Below are 21,490 nucleotides of genomic sequence, written 5' to 3' on the forward strand. Positions count from 1 at the left end.
TCCCGCCCGTAGCCTGGGTCATTTCGCTTTTCCGGCCTTGGTGGCCGGCTTCTTGACTGTGAGATCGCGGCCGATGCGCTTGAAGGCGCGAGTCTGTTCGCGGATCGCGACCTCGACCGGCAGGCGCTCCATCGAAGAGGCGCCATAGAAGCCGTGGCAGTGCCTGGTGTTCTTCATGATGAAATCGGCATCGGCGGGCTCGGCGACCGGGCCGCCATGCACGAGGATCAGCGCATCCTTCTTGACTGCCAGCGCGGCGGACGCCCATGCATCGACCAGCGCCGGGCAGTCGGCGAGCTTCAGCGCCGTCTCGGCGCCAATCGCCCCGCCCGTCGTCAGGCCGAGATGGCAGACGATGATGTCGGCGCCCGCCTTCGCCATGGCGCGCGCATCGGCCTCGTTGAAGACGTAGGGCGTCGTCAGCAGGCCCTTCGCGTTGGCGAGCGCGATCATCTCGACCTCGAGGCCGTAGCCCATGCCGGTCTCTTCGAGATTCTTGCGGAAGACGCCGTCGATCAGCCCGACGGTCGGGAAGTTCTGCACCCCGGCGAAGCCGATACGCGCGACCTCGTCGAGGAAGGCATCCATCCTGCGGAACGGGTCGGTGCCGCAGACGCCGGCGACGACTGGCGTGGACTTCACCACCGGCAGCACCTCGGCCGCCATCTCCATGACGATGGCATTGGCATCGCCATAGGGCATCATCCCTGACAACGAGCCGCGTCCGGCCATGCGGTAGCGTCCGGAATTGTAGATCACGATGAGGTCGATGCCGCCGGCCTCCTCGCATTTCGCAGACAGCCCGGTCCCCGCGCCGCCGCCCACGATCGGCTCACCGGCCGCGACCATCGCCCGGAAGCGCTTCAGCAGGGATTTCTTGTCGAAGCTGGCCATGGGAAACTTCATGCCTTCGCTGTCCGTTCGCGACGCCGGCCGGCGTGCAGGGCCTTGAACTCCCGCACCAGGGCGGCGGCGAAGGCCGGGTCGTTGATGTGGTGCGGGCAGCGGATCAGCTGCCGTGTCGCTGTCTGACGCACCGTCTGCTCCAGCGCCTGGAACAGGGCCGCATCCGCGGCGGGGTCGTGGAAGGGTTGGCCTGGTGCATCGAGCGCCGAGACACCCCGTTCGGGCAGGAGGAACCGCACGGGCCCCTCCATCGTGTTCAGCCGCTCGCCGATCCAGCGGCCCATCCGCGCATTCTCCTCCACCGTGGTGCGCATCAGCGTGATCTGCGGGTTGTGCGGATAGAAATTGCGGCCGCGATAGCGCTCCGGGACTGTTTCCGGGGCGAAGAAATTGACCATGTCGAGCGCGCCGACCGAACCGACATAGGGGATGCGCGTGCGGATGATCGCTCCGAAACGGTCTTCCGTCGCCGGCAGGAGCCCACCCATCATCATGTCGCAGATCTCGGTGGTGGAGACGTCTATGACGGCTCCGACCAGCCCTGAATCGACGAGCTTCTCCAGCGCGCGGCCGCCCGTACCGGTGGCATGGAAGACGAGCGGCTCCCACTCGGCCTCCAGTAGCTTTGAGACCTGCTGCACGCAGGGTGTCGTGACGCCGAACATGGTGAGGCCGACCAGCGGCTTCTCCGCCTCGCCACGTCGCGCCGCTGCGGGCTTCGTCAGTTCGGCCAGCCGCGCCTTGGCCATGGCGGCGATGGCGCGCGCGCCATTGCCCAGTACGAGCCGCGAGACCCGGTTCAGCCCCTGCACGTCCGTGACGGAATGCATCATGGTGATGTCGGCGGCGCCGACGTAAGCCGCGACATCGCCCGAGGCCATGGTCGAGATCATCAGCTTCGGCAGGCCGATCGGCAGCGCCTGCATCGCCGGCGTCACCATCGCGGTCGCCCCCGAGCCGCCGGCCGAGATGATGCCGAGAACGCCCTGCTGGCGCGGCAGCCAGGCCTTGAACGCCTCCGTCATTGCCGCGACCGCAGCCCCGCGATCGCCCGAGGCGATGCCGGCCGAGCCGCGCGGATGGGCGAGCGCGATCTCCTGGGGATTGACGTCGCCGCCCGCGCTGCGGCCCGACGTCGAGATATCGACCAGCCGCGCCCGCACCCCTTCTGCCTGGACGAGATCGCGGATGAAGCGCAGCTCCTCGCCTTTGGTGTCGAGCGTGCCGACGACGATGACATGGGGCTCGCCACTAGCTGAGGGTGCATGGCGTCTACCGTCGGCGACGCTCCGGCCGTCAAGCGTTGCCAGCGTCGGGCGCGAGATCGTCCGGGCTTGCGCCTCGATGCGCGCCGCCGGCACCGGCTGCGACCAGCGTGTCGGGATGACTGGGTTGGCGTTGTAGACTCGCATCGGCCCGGTCGGCGGGGAGGGGGCACGCGGTGCCCCGCCCTCGGGAGTCTCCGCGACGCTCGGCGCTCCGTCCGTCTCGTCATGGCCATGGCGGCCGACACCGAGCAGACGCTGCTGCAGTTCGCGGTCGCCCGCCAGCGTGGCCGAGGCGATGATGCGGTTGACCCGGCCATTGACCATGATCGCGACGGGGTCCGACATTTCCGTCGCGACGCCGATGTTCTGCTCGATGACCAGGATCGCGACGTCGCCCTGTTCGGCGAGCCGCACCAGCATGTCCTCGACATGGGCGACGATGACGGGCGCGAGCCCCTCCGTCGGCTCGTCCATGATCAAAAGGCGCGGATTCATCAGCAGCGCGCGGCTGATCGCCAGCATCTGCTGCTCGCCGCCGGACAGTTGCGCGCCGCCATTGTTGCGGCGCTCCGCCAGCCGCGGGAAGGCCTCATAGATTCGCTCAGGCGTCCAGGCGCCGCGCTTGCCGCGCTGCATCAGCCGCAGATGTTCGTCGACCGTCAGCGAGCGCCAGAGCCGGCGGCCCTGGGGCACGTAGCCGATGCCGAGCCGTGCGATCTCGGCGGGACTGCGGCCGGCGATCTCCTCGCCGAAGAAGCGGATCGAGCCGGAGCTGATCGGCACCAGCCCCATGATCGCCTTGCACATGGTCGTCTTGCCCATGCCGTTGCGGCCGACGACCGAGAGCACGCCGCTCTGCAGCGTGAGATCGACGCCCTGCAGCGCATGGGAACGGCCATAGAAGACGTTGAGCCCCGCGATCTGCAGGATCGGCACGCCGGCGCCCGGCGGGGCCTTCAGGCGCTCAGCCATGACCACCTCCGAGGTAGAGTTCCTGGACCTCGGGGTCGGTCTCGATCTCGTTGGGCGCGCCTTCCTTGAAGATGCGTCCGTTGTGCATCATCGTCACGCTCTCGACGACGCGCAGCGCCACATCCATATCGTGCTCGATGATGATGTAGCCGATATGGCTCGGCAGCGAGGTCAGGATATGGACGAGGTCGCGCCGCTCGGTCGGCGACAGGCCCGCCGCCGGCTCGTCGAACAGGATGAAACGCGGTGCGCCCGACAGCGCGAGTGCGATCTCGAGCTGGCGCTGCTGGCCATAGGCGAGTTCGCCGACCAGCCGGTCCTTCACGGGCGCAAGATGCACGGCCTCCACCAGCGTTTCGGCGGCATGAATCAGTGCATCGTCGCGGCGCGGGCGCAGCAGCGAGAAGCGGTTCCGCGAGACGCCCCGGCAGGCGAGATAGACATTGTCGAGGACCGACAGTCCCGAGAAGAGCGACGAGATCTGGTAAGTGCGGCGCAAACCGCGCCGGATGCGCTCCTGCGGCGGGAAGGCGGTGACATCTTCGCCGAAGAAACGAATGACGCCGGAACTCGGCGCGAAATCGCCCGTGATGCAGTTGAACAGCGTCGTCTTGCCGGCACCGTTCGAGCCGAGCACGGCGCGCCTCTCGCCGGGCTTCACCGAAAGCGTGATGTCGGTGAGCGCCGCCAGCGCGCCAAACAGACGCGAGACGCCGCGCAGTTCCAGCGCGTTGGCCGATCCGGCCGCCGTCAGGCGTTCGCGTGTGGCGAGCGCGCTCATGGCGAGCCTCCACCGGAGCCCATCTGGGTATTGCGGGCGTCGCCGCTACGGCGGTAGCGCTCGCGCAGCCTTTGCCAGATGCCGATCAGCCCGTCCGGCGAGAACAGCACGATGACCAGGAAGCCGAGGCCGATCAGCAACTGGTAGCGCCGGCCGTCGAGGCCGACGCCCTCCAGCACATCGAGCGCGAAGGTGCGCAGCAGGACATAGACCAGCGCGCCGATGAAGGGGCCGATGGGGCGGCTCAGGCCTCCGACCACCGCGATGATCAGCATGTCGACCACCGGGCCGACGCCGGCCGTGCCGGGTGAGATCTGGCGCTGGTACCAGACGAGAAGGACGCCCGCGCAGGCGGCGATCAGCGAGGCGAACGTGTAGGCCAGGATGCGGTGCGCGACGACATCGAAGCCCAGCGCCGCCATGCGACGCGGATTGTCGCGGGTTCCCTGCAGGGCCAGCCCGAAGGGAGCGCGGGAGACGTAGACGACGACGCCATAGGCCAGCGCCGCGCAGGCCAGCGTCAGATAGTAGAAGGGCAGACTCTGGCCCCATTCGACACCGAGGAAGGTGGGCGGCAGGATGCCGTTGAAGCCGCTGAATCCGTTGAAGATCGTATAGTTCTGCAGCGTCAGGTAGTAGAAGGCCGAGGCGATCGCGAGCGTGATCATGATCGTGTAGATGCCCTCGGTGCGGACCGAGAGCGCGCCGCTGAGGGTGCCGAACAGTGTCGCCACCAGGATTGCGACCGGAGCGGCGAGCCACCACGGCCAGTGCAGGCTGATCTGCGAGATCGCGCTGTCGCCCAGGATCGCGACGAGGTAGCCGGCGAAGCCCGCCACCGTCATCTGAACCAGGCTGACGATGCCGCCATAGCCGGCCAGAAACATCAGGCTCAGCGCGATCATGCCCAGGATCATCGCATAGGCGACGATCTGAATGAGCCAGAAGGAGCTCGCGATCGCGGGCATCAGGAGCAACAACCCGGCGACGATCCAGAAGGCCGTGCCCCGCCGACCCACCCAGTCGCCGAAGCTCTCGCGGGGGCGGGCGCGCTGCTCGAGGTTGAGGTCCGCGATCGCCATCATCCGCGCCTCGCCGCGAGGCCTTCGGGCCGCACCGCCAGGACCGCGACCATGATGATGAACGTCAGCATCACCGCATAGGTCGGCATGTAGACCGAGCCGAACTGCTCGGCGAGGCCGACGATGAGCGCGCCGATGGCCGCGCCCGGAATGGAGCCCATCCCGCCGACGATGACGACCACGAGCGAAGACAGGAGGATACGCGTGTCTTCGCCCGGCTGCAGCGACTGGAACGTGCCGCCGATGACGCCGGCGAGCCCCGCAAGCCCGGCGCCGAAGGCGAAGACCATGACGAAGATCAGTTGCACCCGCACGCCGGTCGCCGACAGCATGTCGCGATCGTCCACGCCGGCTCGCACCAGCATTCCGACCCGCGTGCGGTTCAGCGCGAGCCACATCAGCACGCCGAGGACGATCGCGCCGACGAGAATGGCGATGCGAACGAGCGGGTAGGTCATCATGACCGCCTCGCCATTGCTGCGCAGGGCCACGGCGAAGGGCAGCGTCACGGGCCCGGAGAGCCAGTCCGGCGTCGTCACCTGGAAGGTGTCGCCGCCATAGTTCCACAGCAGCAGATCGGCGAAGATGATCGAGAGGCCGATCGTGACCAGCGTCTGCCGGAGATCCTGGCCTTCCATCCAGCGGAACAGCAGCACCTGCATCAGGATGCCGACGATGGCCACGACAAGGAACGAGACCAGCAGAGCAACCAGCCAGGAGCCGGTCAATTCGCCGACGCTGTAGCCGAGATAGCCGCCAAACAGATACAGCGAGCCATGCGCCAGGTTGACGTTGCGCATCAGCCCGAAGATCAGCGTGAATCCGCTGGCGACGAGGAAATAAAGTGCGCCCAGCGTGATCCCGTTGAACAGCGCGCTGAGGAAAACGCGCTTGCGCCCAAACGCGGCCTCCATCCCCGGTGTCCAGATCGCGAAGACGAGCCAGAAGAGGATCGCCACCGCGAAGATGATGATCAGCGACCAGACGGGGCGGCGTGCGATGAAATCAGACATGGGCCGCCTGCATGAGATGGGCCACCTGCATCGGCGCGGGCCCGACCGTGCGCAGCACGCGGCGGTAGTCACGCGGCGCCATGCCCATATGGGCGGTGAAGAAGCGCGTGAAGACGCTCTGGCAGGAGAAGCCGAGGCGGTTTCCGATCCGGGTCACGGGATCCTGCGAGAAGACGAGCCGGTCGAGCGCAGCGTCGAGTCGGACCGTGTTGGCGAACACCGTCGGGGTGACGCCGACCTGTTGGCGGAAGAGCTTGAAGAAATGGGCACGCGACAGGCCGGCCTCCCGGGCGACACGTTCGAGCGCACCATCGTAGCTTGGATGGTCCTCGAGCAGCCGACAGGCGCGCAGCACGCGGCAGTCGAGCGCGCCCTCCGGCGAGAGATGGGCGAAGGAGGAGGCCAGATCCGGCTCGATCGGCTCGCTCGAAGCCTGCGCCAGCGCCATCAGCACCGGCTCGAGATTGAGGTCGCGGCGTGGAGACAGCAGCATCTCGACGACCTTGTCGCGCCAGGCGGCAAGCTCGCGGGTGACGACCAGCTCCGATGACGGAAAGACCAGCCCTCCGGCCGGAGTCATGCTCTGGGCTGCCAGCCACTCCGGCCTGAGATAGACGACGAGGAAGAGGCCAAAGCAACCGGCACTCTCCGGCTGGAAATTATGCGGCTCCCACGGGTTGATGGCGATGCCCATGAAGGGGTCGATGCGCGTGGAACGGCCACCGACGGTGACGAGCCCGCGCGATCCCTCCAGGAAGAAGATCAGATGGGCCTCGCGATGGGCGTGCAGCACCAGCGGACGGTCGAGATCGTAGATCGAAACCCGGCCGAACGGACCGTGACAGACCGCGACTGCGCGACTCATGGTGCCTCGCGAAAGAAAATCCGACGGCGGAAGCTCGGCCTCATCAGGCAAGCCGCCATCCTTGCGCCGCGAGATCGGCTCGCAGGCGCCTGGCGTCGGGACATGACAGGATCGAAGGGGGCGCGCATCTCGCGTTCCTCCCCCTTCGTCGCAGCGCTCAGGCGCCTATTTCTTGCATTCCGGGTTGGTCCGCGACGGCAGCCCCACCGCTTTGAACGCCTCGAGCGAGAGCCCCAGCGTCTGGGTCACGTCGGGAACCGCACGGACGAACTTGTTGGTCAGATCGCCGTTCGGCAGCTCCGCTACTTCGGTGATGAAGGTCGTGGCGATCGCCTGCCGGTTGTCGTCGAGTTTGATCTTGCCGTTGGGCGCATCGAGTTCGATCTTGGCGAGTTCGGCCCGCAGCTTGGCACCGCCATCCGAAATGTCGCCTTTGACCTTGTCCATCGCGATCGCCAGGGCCTTGACGGCATTGTAATAGTTTGTCGCGAACAGCGAGGGGCTGGCGAAGCGCTTGTCGGCCGGGAAGGCGTCCTGATAGGCCTTGACCCAGGCCTTCCAACGCGGATCGTCCCAGGCGTCGGCGACGCCGCCCGAAGAGGGCGTGCCCACCAGCAGACGCTTGGCGGCGCCCTTCGACGACAGCACGGTCTGGTCGACCATGATGGAGCCGCCGATGAACTTGGCCTTGCCGCCGGTCTGGCTGTACTGGTTCAGGAAGTTGACCGCGTCGCCCCCGCCCAGCCCGAGAAAGACGGCATCGACATCGTCGGGGATGTTGGCGATCACCGAGCCGAAATCCTTGGTGCCGAGCGGCACCCACTGGCGCTGGGTGATGTCGCCCCCTGCGCGGCAATAGCCGAGCGCGAAGCCGAAGACCTGCGTGTAGGGGAAGGAATAGTCCTCGCCGATCACGGCGACCTTCTTGAAGCCTTTGTCCTTGAAGACGTATTCGCCGAGACCGGCCATCCACATCGCGCCGTCGCTGTTGAAGCGGAAGAAGTTCGGCGAGGGATTGACGAAGGTGGTCTCGAGCGCGCCCGACGAGCCGTTGATCATGACGAGATTGGGCACCGTCTTGCTGTAATCGCGCATGGCGATGCCCTCGGAGCCGGAAAGCGGCCCGATGATGAGCTGCACCTTGTCCTGCTCGACCAGCTTGCGCGCAGCGCGCAGCGCGGAATCCGGGCTGGCGTCCGTGGACGTGATAATGAGTTCGAACTCGCGGCCCGCGAGCTTGTTGCCGAGTTCCTTGGCCGCGATCTGGACGCCGCGAACGCCATCCTCGCCGCCGGACGTCAAAGCGCCCGACAGCGTCGCCATCACACCGATCTTGAGTTTTTCCTGGGCATTGGCGACCGCTGAGGCCGCCACGAGACTGCAAACCGCGACAGCGGCCATAAGCGTCTTACGCATCGTATTCCTCCCTGCGTGCTAGCTGCGCCGAAGGTTCCTACGGCGAAGCCGGTGGCGGCTTTTTGATCCGCTCTAAACGCACGGTAACATAGTGCGAGACGCTGCCAAGGTCATGGATATTGCGCTGGGTCTGCTTTTTGGCTCCAGTCGCGGCCCTGAAGTTAGCATCGACTCCGCGTGAACCTTAGCTGGCAGCCGATTGGACGGATGCCAAGCCTTCGCTCTTCCTATCAGCAGTTCCAAGGATGATCGGCTAGTAAGAACATGGTATGAAGGCCACGCCGTTGGCAGCCGCGCGTTCACATTGGCGCGCCGTCCGGACACATTCGACGTTAGGGACGGATGCGACTGTCCGGTTCTTTGCTCGGCGCTGGACGTCTGCTCCTGGCGCATTAAGACCGTGAGACGGGTTGCAACCAGTATCAATAATGCCAGTGCACTGGTGCAGTGCCGCTCACCGGGAGGCGGACTATGCCAATATGGTCGCCGAGCAAACAGCCCAGATAGCCGGTTTTAAGGTCAGGTCCGCCAAAGGCTATGCTCGACAGGTTCCGCAGCGTGACGGCCGGGTTTGAATCCATTTGCAGACGGCCCAACCCATTGGCGACGAAGGCTTCCTCCACCCAGGCAACATGGCGCGCATCAGTCTCGCTGATAATGATCTCGGCGTGCCCGCCTTCGGGATCGATCCGCAGGAGCTGATTTGAAATTACCCCGGCGATCCAGACCTTGCCGTTGGCATCGAAAGCCAGACCATCTGGAAACTGCCCCGCGTCAAATTCATGCACGACCTGCTTGGGTCCCAATCGCGCACCGGGGGTGATAGGGAAGCGGCTGAGCCGCCTGCCATAGGTCTCGTTGACATAAAGCCAGCGTCCGTCCGGCGTGATCTGGCATTCATTGGTGAACCCGAGTCCGTCGGCGACGATCCTCGCGCCCCGCTCGTCGAGCACCGCGACGAAACCGGTCGAGGAATCGAGCCGATAGTCGAGCGACCGTGGCTTCAGCCGTGTCGACACGGTGAGCCAGAGCCGTCCTTCGCGGTCGCGAACCACGTAGTTGGAAGGCGGGATGGGCTGTCCGTCGATCTCGGTTAGAACGGGCGAGACCTGGCCGTCCCGCGTCAGCCTCCAGACGCCGCCAATCTCGCTGCCGAGATTGGCGAACAGGAAGGAGCCGTCGGGCTCCAGCGCGATGCCGTTGGGGCGCAGGCCCTCGGGAATGTCCGCTGTCGCGGCGGTGTATAGCGCTTGTGTTCCGTCAGGCTTCAGATGGGCGACGCCGCCGCGCCAGTCGGCGGTGAAGAGATCGCCGCGCGCGGTGGCGAGCACGCATTCGGGGCGCACCAACCCTTGGCCGAGCAGCGAGACCTCGGAGAGCGGGATCGGAGTCATCCGCGCATGAACCAGACGAGTGCCATCGGTATCGCCTCGATATAGGTGACGGCAAACAGCACGATCAGCGCGATCGCGAACATCGGGATCAACTCGCGCGAGATCGCGACCATGCCGACGCGCGCGATCTTGGCCGCGACGAAGAGCGTGCCGCCGACGGGGGGCGTGTAGAGCCCGATCACCAGATTGAACACCATGATCAGGCCGAGATGCACCGGGTCGATGCCGAAAGCCTTGGCCGTGGGGATGAAGAGAGGCGCAGTCAGCATCAGAGAAGGCAGCGGCTCGAGGAAGATGCCGACCAGGATCAGCGCAACGTTGAGAAGCAGCAGGAAGACATATTTGTTCTCGGAAATCGCCAGGATCGCAGCTGCCAGATTGGCCGGGATCTGCTCGACCGTGATCAGCCAGGACAGCGCCCCGGTCGCGCCGACGACGAGCATGACCACCGCGCTGGTGCGAAATGAATGCAGCAGCATCTCCGGCACCTGGCTCGGCTTGACTTCGCGATAGACGAAGAGCGCGAGAATCAACCCGTAGAACACCGCGATAGAGGCGGCCTCCGTCGGTGTGAAGATGCCGGTCAGGATGCCGCCCAGGATCACGACCGGCATCCCCGAAGCCGGCAGGATCGCGACGAAGCTGCGCCAGATCTCGCGCCGGCTGGGCATTGCGCCGCCGAGGTCGCACCCCAGCGAGCGGCCCTTCCAGATGCAAAGCAGGATCAGCGCGAAGGCGAGCGTGAAGGCCGGGAACACGCCCGAAACCAGCAATTCGCGGATCGAGACGTTGCCGACGAAGCCATAGACGAGCAGGGGGATCGAGAGCGGCATCAACACGCCGATGGTGCCGGCGACCGCGATCAGCGCGCCGGCAAAGGCACGCGGATAGCCGCGCTCGGCCATGCGCGGCACCATGATCGATCCGATCGCGGCGGAATCGGCAACCGCCGAACCCGACACCGAGCCAAACATCGTGCAGGCCGAGACTGTGACGACCCCGAGCCCGCCTGGCATGAAGGCGAGAAGCGAGCGTGCAAAATCGATCAGCCGCTTGCCAACGCCGCCATGGGTGATGAGCTCGCCGGTGAAGATAAAGAGCGGGATCGCCGCCAGATGCAGCGGCTCGACGCTGGAGAGATAGGAGAGGAAGATCGCTTCGAGCGGATAACCCTGGCCGAAGATCCCGATCGTCGAGATCGTGGTCAGCAGCAGCGCCCAGACCAGCGGCATTCCTAGCAGCGCAAGAGCGAAGAAAAGCACGCAGATGACGGCAAGCACCATTGTTTCAATCCATGAAGACTTCTTGAGGGATGGGCTCGCCGCGAGCCAGCAGTGTCGTCTCGTAGAGCACGTAGACGAGCGCCAACGCCGAACCGACCGGCATGGCGAGATACTGCACGCCCATCGGCCAGTGCAGTACCGTCATCTCCTGCTCCATCGTGCCCAGCGCGATGTTCCAGCCGTACCAGACCAGAAAGCAGAGCAGCGCTACCACGCCGAGCCGCGTCGCGATTTCGACGATGCGGGTCCAGGCCGGCGGCATCGCCTCGACGAACTCGGTAATGCGCATATGAGCACCACGCCGCGCCGCCGAGGCGCCACCCAGAAAAGTCGCCCAGAGCAGCACGAACTCGCCAAATTCGGTGTTCCAGGCGATGTCGCTGTTGAGCAGCACGCGCGCCGCAACGTTGGCGAACATGACAAGCAGCAGCATGATGGCCAGCCCGGTGACGACGATGTCGATCGCGTCGCCGAGCAAGCGCAGGACCGCCGGTTCGGGCCGGCCGGGTCGGTAGAAATAGAACGATCCGACCGCGGCTCCGGCGTCGGGCGTTGCCATCAGCCCATGGCCTTCCGGATGGCGGCGGCTTCTCCGATCATCTGATCGACCGCCGCAGCACCGAACTCCTTGCGGGCACGCTCGTTGGCGCCTTCCGCGGCCTTGCTCCAGGCGGCAAGATCGGGCTTGACGATGGTCGCGCCCTTGGCGGTCATCTCGGCCAAAAGCTTCTCGTCATTGGCGCGGACCTCGCGGCGGTTCCAGTCGCCCGCTTCCTTGGCGGCCTTCATCACGCCGTCTTGGTCGGCCGCCGTCATGGCCTTGAAGCTGCGTTCGCCCATGGCGAGCCAGAGCGGCGAATAGACGTGGTTTGACAGGGTGATGTACTTCGCCACCTCGTAGAAGCGCTGTGAGAAGATCGTGTCGATCGGGTTTTCTTGGCCCGAGACGGTGTTCTGCTGGATGCCGAGATAGACCTCGGTCACTGGCATCACCACGGGCGAGAAGCCGATCGACTCCATGATCCAGCGGATCATCTCGACGGGCGCGATGCGGAGCTTCCTGCCCTTGGCGTCGGCGGGGCTGTTCAGCGGGAAGTTGGTGGTAAAGCTGCGGAAGCCCGCCTCCCAGTTGCCGATCAGGCGCATACCCTTGGCCGGCAAAGCCGCCGCCTGCTTCGCAATGAAGGGCGAGGTGTCATAGAGCTTCCAGCCCTGCTCGTAGTTCTCGGCGAGATAAGGCAATGCGATCAGCGACAGATCCTTCACATGCGGGGTGAAGGTGACGACGCCCGTGACGGCAAAATCGAGCCCGCCGATCTGGAGTTGGTCGAGCGACTTCGCGTCGTTGGCGAGCTGGCCCGAATGATAGACCTGCACCTTGTAGCGGCCTTGCGTGTATTTCTCGACGGCGGCGGCGAACATCTCCGCCGCCTGCTGGCGTGCACCTACCGAGGTGTCGGTATGGCTGAAACGCAGCACCTTGGCGCTCTGGGCGCGCAGGATGGTGGGGAAGCCGGTGATGGCGAGGCCGGCTGCGGCCGTGCCCTTCAAGAGATCGCGTCTGTTGGTCATGGTATCCTCCCGGGATGTGATTGTTTGCCAGCCGGGCGGCTTGCTGCCGCCTTCTCGTGGTTCAAAGTGAGATGAAGCGAGCCTCCGCAGCCGAGCGGTAGATCGCCTCCTCGATGTCGAGATTGCGCAGATAGTCGCGACCGGTATTGACGAGCGCCGAGCCGGTCAGGAGATGGTCGGCGACATGGCGCGACTGACGGTAGACGCAGTCACCGCCATAACCGCGATCCTCCCATCCATAGACATGCTCACGCTCATCTCCGCCGCGTGGACGGACGAAGAGCTTGCCGAAGCCATCCAGACGGATGACGCCTTGCGTGCCCTCGACCAGGAGCACGCCATTGGTCATGCGGGTGTCGTTTGCGGGATGGTCGACATGACGGTTTCCGTCGAAAAGACCGGCTGCGCCGCTGGCGAAGTCGAAGATGACATAGCCTGCATCCTCGCCTGCGATAACGGGGTTGATCCGGCGCAGACGAGCGAAGACGCCGGTGATCTCGCCCATCAGGCAGCGAAAGACGTCGATCAGGTGGATGCCGGTTTCGTGGATGAGGAAGCGCGGCATCGCTTGGAAATAGGGCTGGCGCGAGAGATAGGCGTCAGGCCCCTGGCCGTCGCCCGGCCGCAGGCGGAAGCTGACGTTCAGTGGCGTGCCGACGGCGCCGCCATGCATCAGGGCCTGCGTCTCCATGAACCAGGGCATGAAGCGGAAGTTCTCGTGCACGGCCAGCAGCGTGCCAGCGCGCTCCGCCGTCTCAACCAGTTCGATTGCCTCCGGCAACGCAGGCGCCAGCGGCTTCTGGCAGATCATCGCGATCTTGCGCTCGGCACCGGCCCGGACGAGATCCAGATGGGTCTGCGGCGGCGTGACGATATCGACGAGATCGGGCCGCGCCGCATCGAGCATGTCTTCGGCATTCGCGAAGGCCCGTGCCTGCGGGAACAGGGCCATTGCGGCCGCGCGCTTGTCCGGGTCGCGATCGGCCACGCCGACGACGCGTACATCCGCCATCCGGCTCCAGGCGTCCTGGTGAAACCGGCTGAAATAGCCGCAGCCCGCGATGGCGACCGCAAGTGTCATGGCTGGGAGGCCCCGGTCATTGCGGATCGGCCTGTCCGCTGCGGATCAGGTCGGCGACCGTCTGGCCGATCTCGATCGTGCCGTTGCTGCCGCCGATGTCGTGGCTGCGCAGACCGAGCTTGCCGAAGGCGTGATCGACGCTGTGCTCAATGGCGCGGCCGGCATCGACGGCCGCCTGGCTGCCGCGCGTCTCGCCGAGCCAGTCGAGCATCATTGCCGCCGACAGGATCATCGCGGTCGGGTTGGCGATGCCCTTGCCCGCGATGTCGGGGGCCGTCCCATGGCTCGGCTGGAACATGCCGTTGGCGTCGCCGATATCGGCTGATGGCGCGAAGCCCATGCCGCCGATCAGGCCGGCGCCAAGATCCGAGAGAATATCGCCGAACAGGTTCTCCATCGGCAGCACGTCGAAATCCCAGGGCCTGCGGACGAGATCGAGTGCCATTGCATCGACATAGTGGTGCCGGGCCTCGATGTCGGGATGCCGGGCGGCGGCTTCGTAGAAGACCTTCCGCATGAAGGCGAAGGAGAGGAAAACATTGGCCTTATCGACGATGGTGACGCGGCCCGGCGTGCCCCGCGTCTCCTTGCGCCGCCGGGCGAGGCCGCAGCTGAATTCGGTCAGCTTCTCCGTCGTCGCGCGCGTGATGACCTGTGTATCGCGGGCCTCGCGATCGTCGATGATCTCGCCCTTGCCGCGCGACACGAACATGCCTTCGGTCGATTCACGCACGATGACGAGGTCGATGCCCTTTGCCCTCTCGTCGGCGAGCGCCGGCGGCACGCCGGGGATGGCGCGGATCGGTCGGACGCCGGCATAGAGTCCGTAGGCGACGCGCAGGTCGAGCTGCGGCGCGATCTCGGTGCCGTCGGGAAAGCGTATATCGGGCCAGCCCATGGCGCCGAACAGGATGGCATCGGCCTTCCCGGCCCGCGCGATGCCGTCCTTGGGCAGCGTCGCGCCGGTCTCGCGGTAGTGATGGGCGCCGCCGGGGATCTCTTCCGAGCGGAACGACAGCCCGAAGCGCTCCTCGACGGCTTCCAGCACGACATAGGCCGCCTGCATCACTTCAATGCCGATGCCTTCGCCCGGCATAACGGCGAGATGGAAGGAGTTCGAGGTCATAGGCGCTGGATTCCGTGGCGTTCGATGATGGTGGTGAGTTCGTTTCCGCCGCGCTTGCGATGGGCAAAATAGAGTTCGCGTGCCCTGTCGCCGTCGCCGGCAAGCACCGCATCGACGACGGCACGGTGCTCCGCGGTTGATTGCAGGGGCAGAGGCCGCAGCGACAGCGTGAACATGCGGGCGCGATGGGCCTGGTCCCATACCGTCAGGATCATGGCGGCGAGACGCTTGTTGCCGCAAAGCTTGGCCAGGCTCATGTGAAAATGCTCATCGGCCATGGCCCAGGCGACGAGATCAGGCTGCGCGCCCGCCAGCGCATTCTCCATGTCGTCACAAGCCCGGACGAGGCCGGACAGCTCGGCGCGGTCGGGCCGGCGCGCCACCAGCAGTTCGACCGCGGTTGGCTCGAGCGACATCAGGATTTCGTAGATTTCACGCATGTCGCCGGGTGACAGAGCGGAGATTCGCACCCCGTGCCGCGGTACGATCTCCAACAGCCCCTCCTGCTGGAGTCGTACGAAGGATTCCCTGACCGGCGTGCGGGAGGCTTCGAATTCAGAAGCGATCTGGCTCTCTAAGATCTGAGCCCCGGGCGGATAGCGGTTGTCGAGGATCGCCTGTTTCAGCTTCAGATATACGGCTTCGGACGAGCGCGGAGGGCGCGAGCCATCCTCGGTCTCATCGTATCCGGCCAAAGCGATCATATGCGCGTCCATTAATGTATGCGTTAATGGCGACATTGCCTTATGGCTGGTGGGCTGACAAGTGGATTTCGCGTGAGCGGCAGATTTTCCTTAGGGAACCGCACGTGCAGCCCTGAGTGCTGTTGGGCTAGAAGCGCGCAGCCGGCGCGCGCATGACCAACCCGCAAATTTTTGGTTCACATGCTCGGAACTGGAAGTGTGTCGAACCAGCGGCAAGTCATGGCTTATTAAAAGCGCGAACGTCCAGTTCTTGGCGAGCTTCCAACGTCAGAAGTGGCGCGATCCGCCGGTAGAGTTACAGACGTTCGGCTTCATCTCGCCGCCAGACGTTGGCGGCGATACGGATTCGTAGGGTCCCGTCGTTCGGCTGCCGCAGGCGCCATGTTGCGATTTGAACTGCTGTGATAACTGGTAGGAATCATGGTATAAATTATGGTGCAAATGCGTTAAAGAAACTTATCTAAGTATCTGAATTAGTTAGATAAAATCATTTATAGGTCTGACTCCCGTATGGATATAAAATAGGCGGCCGACAGCGCTTTGCGACCGAGGTCGTCGATGCCGGTGATCTGGAGCGGTTACGCGCCTTCCTGACGGCGCGCGACATCGTCGTCAGCGCATGCCCCTATTTCCTTAACAAGGGCATCGCCACATCGCGGTCGACCAGGCGTTATTTCGACCTGACCCAGGATGTCGAACGACGGCTTACATCAAGCGGATCGGTGCCGCAGCCGGCGTCGCACTGGTGCCCCAATGCGGACCGGCGCCGGGCTGCATCTGCATTCTCGGTGCGGACATGGCGGCGCGCTTCGGCAGCGTGAAGACGATCAAGATGCGGGTTGGGGCGCTGCCGCTCTGCCCAACCAACGCGCTGCGCCACAATGTCACCTGGTCGGTCGATGGGCTGATCAACGAATACTGCAACCCTTGCGAGATCGTCTTCGACGGCAAGCCGATCCTGGTGCCGGCGCTGGAGGGGCGCGAAAGCGTCATGATCGACGGCGTCGCCTTTGAGGCGTTCAACACCTCGGGCGGGTTAGGGACGCTGACCGAGACGCTGGCCGGCAAGGTTCGCAATATGAGCTACAAGACTTTGTGATACCCCGGCCATGCCGAGATCATGAAGCTCCTGCTACGTGGGCTCGAACTCGCCGACGACAAGGAGACGATGCGGCGGATCCTCAGCCATTCCGCCCCCTTCACCCGCAAGGATGTGGTCATCGTCTTCGTCACCGGGATCGGCGAGAAGGCCGGACGCCTGGAGGAGGACTGCGTCGTGCTGTGACGGACCCCGGCCATGAGCGTGATCCAGCTCACAACGGCGGCCGGTCGCGTCGCCATGGTCGAACTCTTTCTGGGTTGGCAAGCTGCCGCAGCAGGTGTTCGTCCGCCAGGAGGACACCTCGCTCGCCGACTTCCTCGTGACGCGGGCCGGCTCGCGGCTTGCAAGCGAATCCCGTGGCGCCGATGCGACTCCGGGCGCATATCAGGACACCCGAAATGCCGCTTGATTGCCAAGGGCTTCCAATCGAGTAAGGCAGGCGAGGCCGCAGGCACGCCGCGACGACCGAAGCACCGATAAAAGGGGATCACCATGATTTCGCGCAGGAACATTGCTACCGCCATCGGCGCCACGGCTGCCGGCCTCGCTGCTGCCGGTCTCGTCTCGTCGGCCCAGGCCCAGACGGCTCCGGCCGCCGAGACAGCCTTCGAGCGCATCCGCCGCACCAAGAAGCTGCGGATCGGCGCCGTCGCGGGCGCCGCGCCTTACTACAACAAGGACATCGCGACGGGGCAGTGGGGCGGCTTCTACATCGACCTGTCCAAGGCGCTGGCCGAGGAGCTCGAGGTCGAGCTTGAGATCATCGAGACGACCTGGGGTAACTCGGTGCTCGATCTGCAGGCCAACAAGACCGACATCTTCTTCGGCCTCAACCCGACGCCCAAGCGCGCGCTGGTGATCGATTTCTCGGTGCCGGTGTTCAACAACGCCTTCACGATGATCGCCAAGAAGGGCCTCGGCAAGAAGACCTGGGACGAGTTCAACAACCCGGCGGTCAAGATCACCGTCGATGCCGGCTCCTCGCAGGACCAGGTCGCGACGCGGCTCTGCCCCAAGGCACAGATCTCGCGCTTCAAGGCCGTGGACGAAGCCGCCACGGCCGTCATGACCGGCCGCGCCGATGCGCAGTGCATTGTGATGATGCTCTCGCTGACCATGCTCAAGAAGAACCCGCAGCTCGGCGAACTCGTCGTCCCGACGCCAGTCTTCGCCACGACCTCGAATGCCGGCTTCCGCCGCGAGGCCGACAAGACCTGGCGCGACTACGTCAACACCTGGCTGGAGTTCAACCGTGGGCTCGGCCTGATCCGCAGCGTCATCATCAAGAACATGGAAGCGGTCGGCATCACCGAGGCCGACATGCCGGCCGGCGTCACGCTGTAATCGCGCTGGTTTCAGTCCGCCGCGTTGTCATCCCGGGCGTAGCGAAGCGAAGACCTGGGATCCATTCCGGAGCGTTTGCCGGATACGTTCAGGAATGGATCCCGGGTCGACTTGCAGTCGCCCGGGATGACGGCGCGGTTTTCCCGGATAGCGTGACGGTCTTGTCACGGCATGTCATCCCTCGACCGGACCTCGCCTCATGTACCAATGGGATTTCGCCTTCCTCTGGAGCTATCGCTGGCTGTTCCTGAACGGGCTCGTCGTCACGGTCGGCTTCACTGTCGCGATCGTGAGCCTGGGCCTCGTCGTGGGGCTGGCGGGGGCGTTGGCGAAGCTCTCGGCCTTCGCGCCGCTGCGCTGGCTGACGCATGCCTATATCGAAATCTTTCGCTGCACGCCGCTGCTCGTGCAGCTGGTCTGGTTCTACTATGCCCTGCCGATCCTGAGCGGCATCGAGATTTCGGCCGTCACGGCGTCGATTCTGGCGCTGTCGCTCTATGGCGGATCGTTCTATGCCGAGATCATCCGGGGCGGCATCGTCTCGATCGACCCTGGCCAGCCGGAGGCCGCCGCCGCGCTCGGCATGACACCGTTCCAGGCGATGCGGCGGATCATCCTGCCGCAGGCGCTCAAGCGCATGGTGCCGCCGCTGATGAACCAGTCGATCATCCAGTTCAAGAACACCTCGCTGGTCTCTGTGCTGGCTGTGCCGGACCTGCTCTATCAGGGCCAGATCGCCGCCCATGACAGCTACCGTTCGCTGGAGGTCTACAGCGCCGTGGCAGTCGCATATTTCGTGCTTCTCTTCCCGCTGACGGTGATCGTCCGGCAGGGCGAGAAGAAGCTGTCCACGAGCGATTGAGGCTTTGGAGATGGACACTCAGTCGAAGATCGAGATCGCGGGCTTGCGCAAGCAGTTCGGCGATCTCGTCGTCCTCAAGGACATCAATCTCAGCGTCGATCAGGGCCAAGTCGTCGCGCTGATCGGCCCGTCGGGCTCGGGCAAATCGACGCTGCTACGCTGCATCAACCTGCTGGTGACGCCCAATGGCGGTCAGGTGCGCGTCGGCTCGGACAGCTTCGCCTTTGGGCCGGGCACCAAGCTGCCGGGCACGCGCGAGCTTGCCCGGTTCCGCGCCGGGACCGGCATGGTCTTCCAGCACTTCAACCTGTTCCCGCACATTACGGCGCTCGGCAACGTCATGGAGGCGCCGGTCACCGTGCGTGGCAAGAGCAAGGCGGCGGCGCGCGAACACGCCCTGGCGCTGCTCGCCAAGGTTGGGCTCACCGACAAGGCCGACGAATATCCGAGCCGGCTCTCGGGGGGCCAGAAGCAGCGCGTCGCCATCGCGCGTGCCCTCGCCATGGAGCCAGAGGTCATGCTCTTCGACGAGGCGACCTCGGCGCTCGATCCCGAGCTCGTCGGCGAGGTGCTGGGCGTGATGCAGAAGCTCGCTTCCGAGGGCATGACGATGGTGATCGTCACCCATGAGATCGCCTTTGCGCGCGAGGTCGCCGACCGGGTGATCTTCATGCGCGACGGCGTCGTCGTCGAGGAGGGGCCTGCCCGGCAGGTCATCGACGCGCCGCGCGAAGCGGCAACGCAGGCCTTTCTCGGTCATTTCCACCGCGGTGGGGCAGCCCAGCCGGTCGGCGGCGCGGCATCCTGATGGCCGTTCTTCAACGCGTCTATCTCGTCACCGGGGCGGCGAGCGGTATCGGCCGCGCGACGGCGCTCACGCTTGCAGGCCCGGGCATCGGCCTTGTGCTGCATACCGGCTCCAACCAGTCGGGCCTTGATGCCGTCGCCGAGACGGCTCGAGCCGCGGGGGCGATGCCCGTGACCGTCCTCGGCGATATCGCGGCGACGGAGACCGTGGAACGGGCCATCGGTCTCGGCGCCGAACGCTTCGGTCGGCTCGACGGCGTCATCGCCGTCGCGGGCCATGCCCGCAAGGGTGGCATCATGGATTTGCCGGAAGCCGAACTCGTGCGGGCCATCGACGAATCCGTGGTTGCGCTGATGCGCATGGCGCGGGCGGCGCGCTCGCTCCTGAAGGCCAGCGGTAGCGGCCGCATCGTCGCGACCTCGTCCTTCGTCGCGCATGCGCTGCGCACGGACATGCAAGCCTTCGCGGCGACGGCGGCCAGCCGATCGGCGCTGGAGACCACTGTCCGGCTGATGGCGCATGAACTGGCGGTCGACGCCATCACTGTGAACGCCGTCGCGCCCGGTCTTATCCGCAAGGACGACAGCAAGGGCAGCAAGCTCTCTCCGGAGGCCATCGCCAGCATGGAGGCGATCATTCCGCTCGGGCGCCGTGGCTTCCCGGAAGAGGTTGCCGCCGTGATCGGCTTCCTCGCCTCGTCGGCGGCGTCCTACGTCACAGGCCAGACGATCCACGTCAACGGGGGGCTCGTGTGAGCCTGCAGGTCATGAACCAAGTCACGAGCGCTGCAACGGTCGAACGCATCCGGCTCTTTTTCATCGAGAGCCCGATCAAGATGGCACGGCTCCAGGGCGTCGGGAACGTCAAGGGCACGGTCAAGCGCGTGCTGGTCGAGCTGACCGCCGGCGACGGCGTGGTCGGCTGGGGCGAGGCCGCGCCCTGGGAGGTCTTCACCGGCACCGCCGAAGCGGCGCTGGCGGCCATCGACGTCTATCTCCGGCCGATCCTGCTGGGGCGTCCGGTCCGGCGTATCCGCGAGACCATGGCGCTGCTCGACAGGGCGCTGGTCGGGCATGCCGAGGCCAAGGTCGCGATCGAGATGGCGCTGTTCGACATCGTCGGCAAGCAGTCCGGCCTGTCGGTCGCGGATCTGCTCGGTGGGCGCGTGCGCGACACCATCCCGCTCTCATTCTCGATCGCCGACCCGGATTTCGCCGCCGATCTGGAGCGGATGCGGTTGATGGTTCCCGCCGGCAACGTGATCTACAAGGTCAAGACCGGGGTGAAGCCGCACCGCGAGGACCTCGCCCATCTCGAGGCGATGCGTTCGGAGTTCGGCGAGGCGATCGACCTGCGGCTCGACTACAATCAGGCGCTGCAGCCCTTCGGGGCGATCAAGATCCTGCGCGATGTCGATGTCTTCCAGCCGACCTTCATCGAGCAGCCGGTACCGCGCGACAATCTCGATGCGATGGCGTCCTTCGTCGCGGCGCTCGACACGCCGATCCTGGCCGATGAGAGCTGCTTTGATACGCGCGATCTGATGGAGATCATCCGCCTCAAGGCGGCCAATGCGATCTCGGTCAAGCTGATGAAGGCGGGCGGTTTGATGAAGGCGCAGGCCATCATGGCCATCGCCGACACGGCAGGATTGCCGGGCTATGGCGGGACGCTCTGGGAGGGCGGCATCGGGCTCGCTGCCGGCACTCAGCTGATCGCCGCGACGCCCGGCATTTCACTCGGCTGCGAGTTCTACATGCCCCACCATGTCCTGACCGAGGACGTGCTCGAGGAGAAGATAGCCAACCGCAACGGCCATGTCGTCGTGCCGGTCGGGCCTGGCCTCGGCATCAGCGTCAGCGAACGCTTGGTGCGCGCCAATGCGCGCGTATTGGCGGAGCGCTAGAGCGT

Annotated in this window: 21 protein-coding genes; 7 read left to right on the forward strand and 14 right to left on the reverse strand. The window is 65.3% G+C overall.

What is annotated here, in order from left to right:
• Positions 1–18: 18 nt before the first annotated feature.
• From AXW83_RS04805 to AXW83_RS04870, 14 genes are all read right to left on the reverse strand, one after another.
• Positions 19–906 (reverse strand): phosphoenolpyruvate hydrolase family protein, encoded by an 888-nt coding sequence (locus AXW83_RS04805; protein WP_442855223.1) that lies wholly within the window; start codon positions 904–906, stop codon positions 19–21.
• Positions 903–3,146 carry an ABC transporter permease gene (locus AXW83_RS04810; RefSeq protein ID WP_066611117.1) on the reverse strand — a complete coding sequence of 748 codons (2,244 nt, stop codon included), beginning with the start codon at positions 3,144–3,146 and terminating at the stop codon, positions 903–905. Before AXW83_RS04810 ends, AXW83_RS04805 begins: the two co-directional genes overlap by 4 nt.
• On the reverse strand, positions 3,139–3,927 hold the full coding sequence (locus tag AXW83_RS04815) for an ABC transporter ATP-binding protein (RefSeq protein WP_066611118.1): 789 nt from the start codon (positions 3,925–3,927) through the stop codon (positions 3,139–3,141). Before AXW83_RS04815 ends, AXW83_RS04810 begins: the two co-directional genes overlap by 8 nt.
• Positions 3,924–5,009 (reverse strand): branched-chain amino acid ABC transporter permease, encoded by a 1,086-nt coding sequence (locus AXW83_RS04820; protein ID WP_066619839.1) that lies wholly within the window; start codon positions 5,007–5,009, stop codon positions 3,924–3,926. The genes AXW83_RS04815 and AXW83_RS04820 overlap by 4 nt, the downstream gene beginning before the upstream one ends.
• Complete coding sequence (locus tag AXW83_RS04825) at positions 5,009–6,022, reverse strand: branched-chain amino acid ABC transporter permease (RefSeq protein ID WP_066611119.1); 1,014 nt, start codon at positions 6,020–6,022, stop codon at positions 5,009–5,011. Before AXW83_RS04825 ends, AXW83_RS04820 begins: the two co-directional genes overlap by 1 nt.
• Positions 6,015–6,887, reverse strand: coding sequence for a helix-turn-helix transcriptional regulator (locus AXW83_RS04830; protein WP_156639800.1), 873 nt, complete (start codon positions 6,885–6,887; stop codon positions 6,015–6,017). Before AXW83_RS04830 ends, AXW83_RS04825 begins: the two co-directional genes overlap by 8 nt.
• 165 nt (positions 6,888–7,052) lie before the next feature.
• Entirely contained in the window at positions 7,053–8,303 is a 1,251-nt protein-coding gene (locus AXW83_RS04835; protein ID WP_066611124.1) for an ABC transporter substrate-binding protein, read from the reverse strand.
• Positions 8,304–8,725: 422 nt separating this feature from the next.
• Positions 8,726–9,634, reverse strand: a complete 909-nt coding sequence (locus tag AXW83_RS04840) for an SMP-30/gluconolactonase/LRE family protein (RefSeq protein ID WP_168166059.1) — start codon at positions 9,632–9,634, stop codon at positions 8,726–8,728.
• A 59-nt stretch (positions 9,635–9,693) separates the two neighbouring features.
• Positions 9,694–10,980 carry a TRAP transporter large permease gene (locus AXW83_RS04845; protein WP_066611128.1) on the reverse strand — a complete coding sequence of 429 codons (1,287 nt, stop codon included), beginning with the start codon at positions 10,978–10,980 and terminating at the stop codon, positions 9,694–9,696.
• Positions 10,981–10,984: 4 nt separating this feature from the next.
• Positions 10,985–11,539, reverse strand: coding sequence for a TRAP transporter small permease (locus AXW83_RS04850; RefSeq protein ID WP_066611130.1), 555 nt, complete (start codon positions 11,537–11,539; stop codon positions 10,985–10,987).
• A complete protein-coding gene (locus tag AXW83_RS04855; protein WP_066611132.1) occupies positions 11,539–12,552 on the reverse strand; it encodes a TRAP transporter substrate-binding protein in 1,014 nt (337 codons plus the stop codon). Before AXW83_RS04855 ends, AXW83_RS04850 begins: the two co-directional genes overlap by 1 nt.
• Positions 12,553–12,613: 61 nt before the next feature.
• Positions 12,614–13,633 (reverse strand): Gfo/Idh/MocA family protein, encoded by a 1,020-nt coding sequence (locus AXW83_RS04860; RefSeq protein WP_066611136.1) that lies wholly within the window; start codon positions 13,631–13,633, stop codon positions 12,614–12,616.
• A gap of 16 nt (positions 13,634–13,649) precedes the next feature.
• Positions 13,650–14,759 (reverse strand): isocitrate/isopropylmalate dehydrogenase family protein, encoded by a 1,110-nt coding sequence (locus tag AXW83_RS04865; protein ID WP_066611138.1) that lies wholly within the window; start codon positions 14,757–14,759, stop codon positions 13,650–13,652.
• A complete protein-coding gene (locus AXW83_RS04870; protein ID WP_066619849.1) occupies positions 14,756–15,463 on the reverse strand; it encodes a GntR family transcriptional regulator in 708 nt (235 codons plus the stop codon). Before AXW83_RS04870 ends, AXW83_RS04865 begins: the two co-directional genes overlap by 4 nt.
• A 796-nt stretch (positions 15,464–16,259) precedes the next feature.
• Here AXW83_RS04870 and AXW83_RS04875 point away from each other — a divergent pair.
• The 7 genes from AXW83_RS04875 (at position 16,260) to AXW83_RS04900 (ending at position 21,485) form a co-directional block, all read left to right on the forward strand.
• Positions 16,260–16,562 carry a saccharopine dehydrogenase family protein gene (locus tag AXW83_RS04875; protein ID WP_066611139.1) on the forward strand — a complete coding sequence of 101 codons (303 nt, stop codon included), beginning with the start codon at positions 16,260–16,262 and terminating at the stop codon, positions 16,560–16,562.
• Positions 16,563–16,583: 21 nt separating this feature from the next.
• Complete coding sequence (locus tag AXW83_RS26965; RefSeq protein ID WP_156639802.1) at positions 16,584–16,748, forward strand: hypothetical protein; 165 nt, start codon at positions 16,584–16,586, stop codon at positions 16,746–16,748.
• 309 nt (positions 16,749–17,057) lie between these two features.
• On the forward strand, positions 17,058–17,909 hold the full coding sequence (locus AXW83_RS04880; RefSeq protein WP_066611141.1) for a transporter substrate-binding domain-containing protein: 852 nt from the start codon (positions 17,058–17,060) through the stop codon (positions 17,907–17,909).
• A gap of 199 nt (positions 17,910–18,108) precedes the next feature.
• Complete coding sequence (locus AXW83_RS04885; protein ID WP_066611143.1) at positions 18,109–18,771, forward strand: amino acid ABC transporter permease; 663 nt, start codon at positions 18,109–18,111, stop codon at positions 18,769–18,771.
• A gap of 10 nt (positions 18,772–18,781) precedes the next feature.
• Positions 18,782–19,579: an amino acid ABC transporter ATP-binding protein gene (locus tag AXW83_RS04890; RefSeq protein WP_066611145.1), complete on the forward strand. Its 798-nt coding sequence runs from the start codon at positions 18,782–18,784 to the stop codon at positions 19,577–19,579.
• Positions 19,579–20,334 (forward strand): SDR family NAD(P)-dependent oxidoreductase, encoded by a 756-nt coding sequence (locus tag AXW83_RS04895; RefSeq protein ID WP_066611147.1) that lies wholly within the window; start codon positions 19,579–19,581, stop codon positions 20,332–20,334. The genes AXW83_RS04890 and AXW83_RS04895 overlap by 1 nt, the downstream gene beginning before the upstream one ends.
• 11 nt (positions 20,335–20,345) lie before the next feature.
• The gene (locus tag AXW83_RS04900) at positions 20,346–21,485 is read left to right on the forward strand and encodes an enolase C-terminal domain-like protein (protein WP_066619851.1); all 1,140 of its coding nucleotides are present in this window, start codon (positions 20,346–20,348) and stop codon (positions 21,483–21,485) included.
• Positions 21,486–21,490 lie beyond the last annotated feature (5 nt).

It is taken from the genome of Bosea sp. PAMC 26642 (genome assembly GCF_001562255.1).
In the GTDB taxonomy this organism is placed as follows: domain Bacteria; phylum Pseudomonadota; class Alphaproteobacteria; order Rhizobiales; family Beijerinckiaceae; genus Allobosea.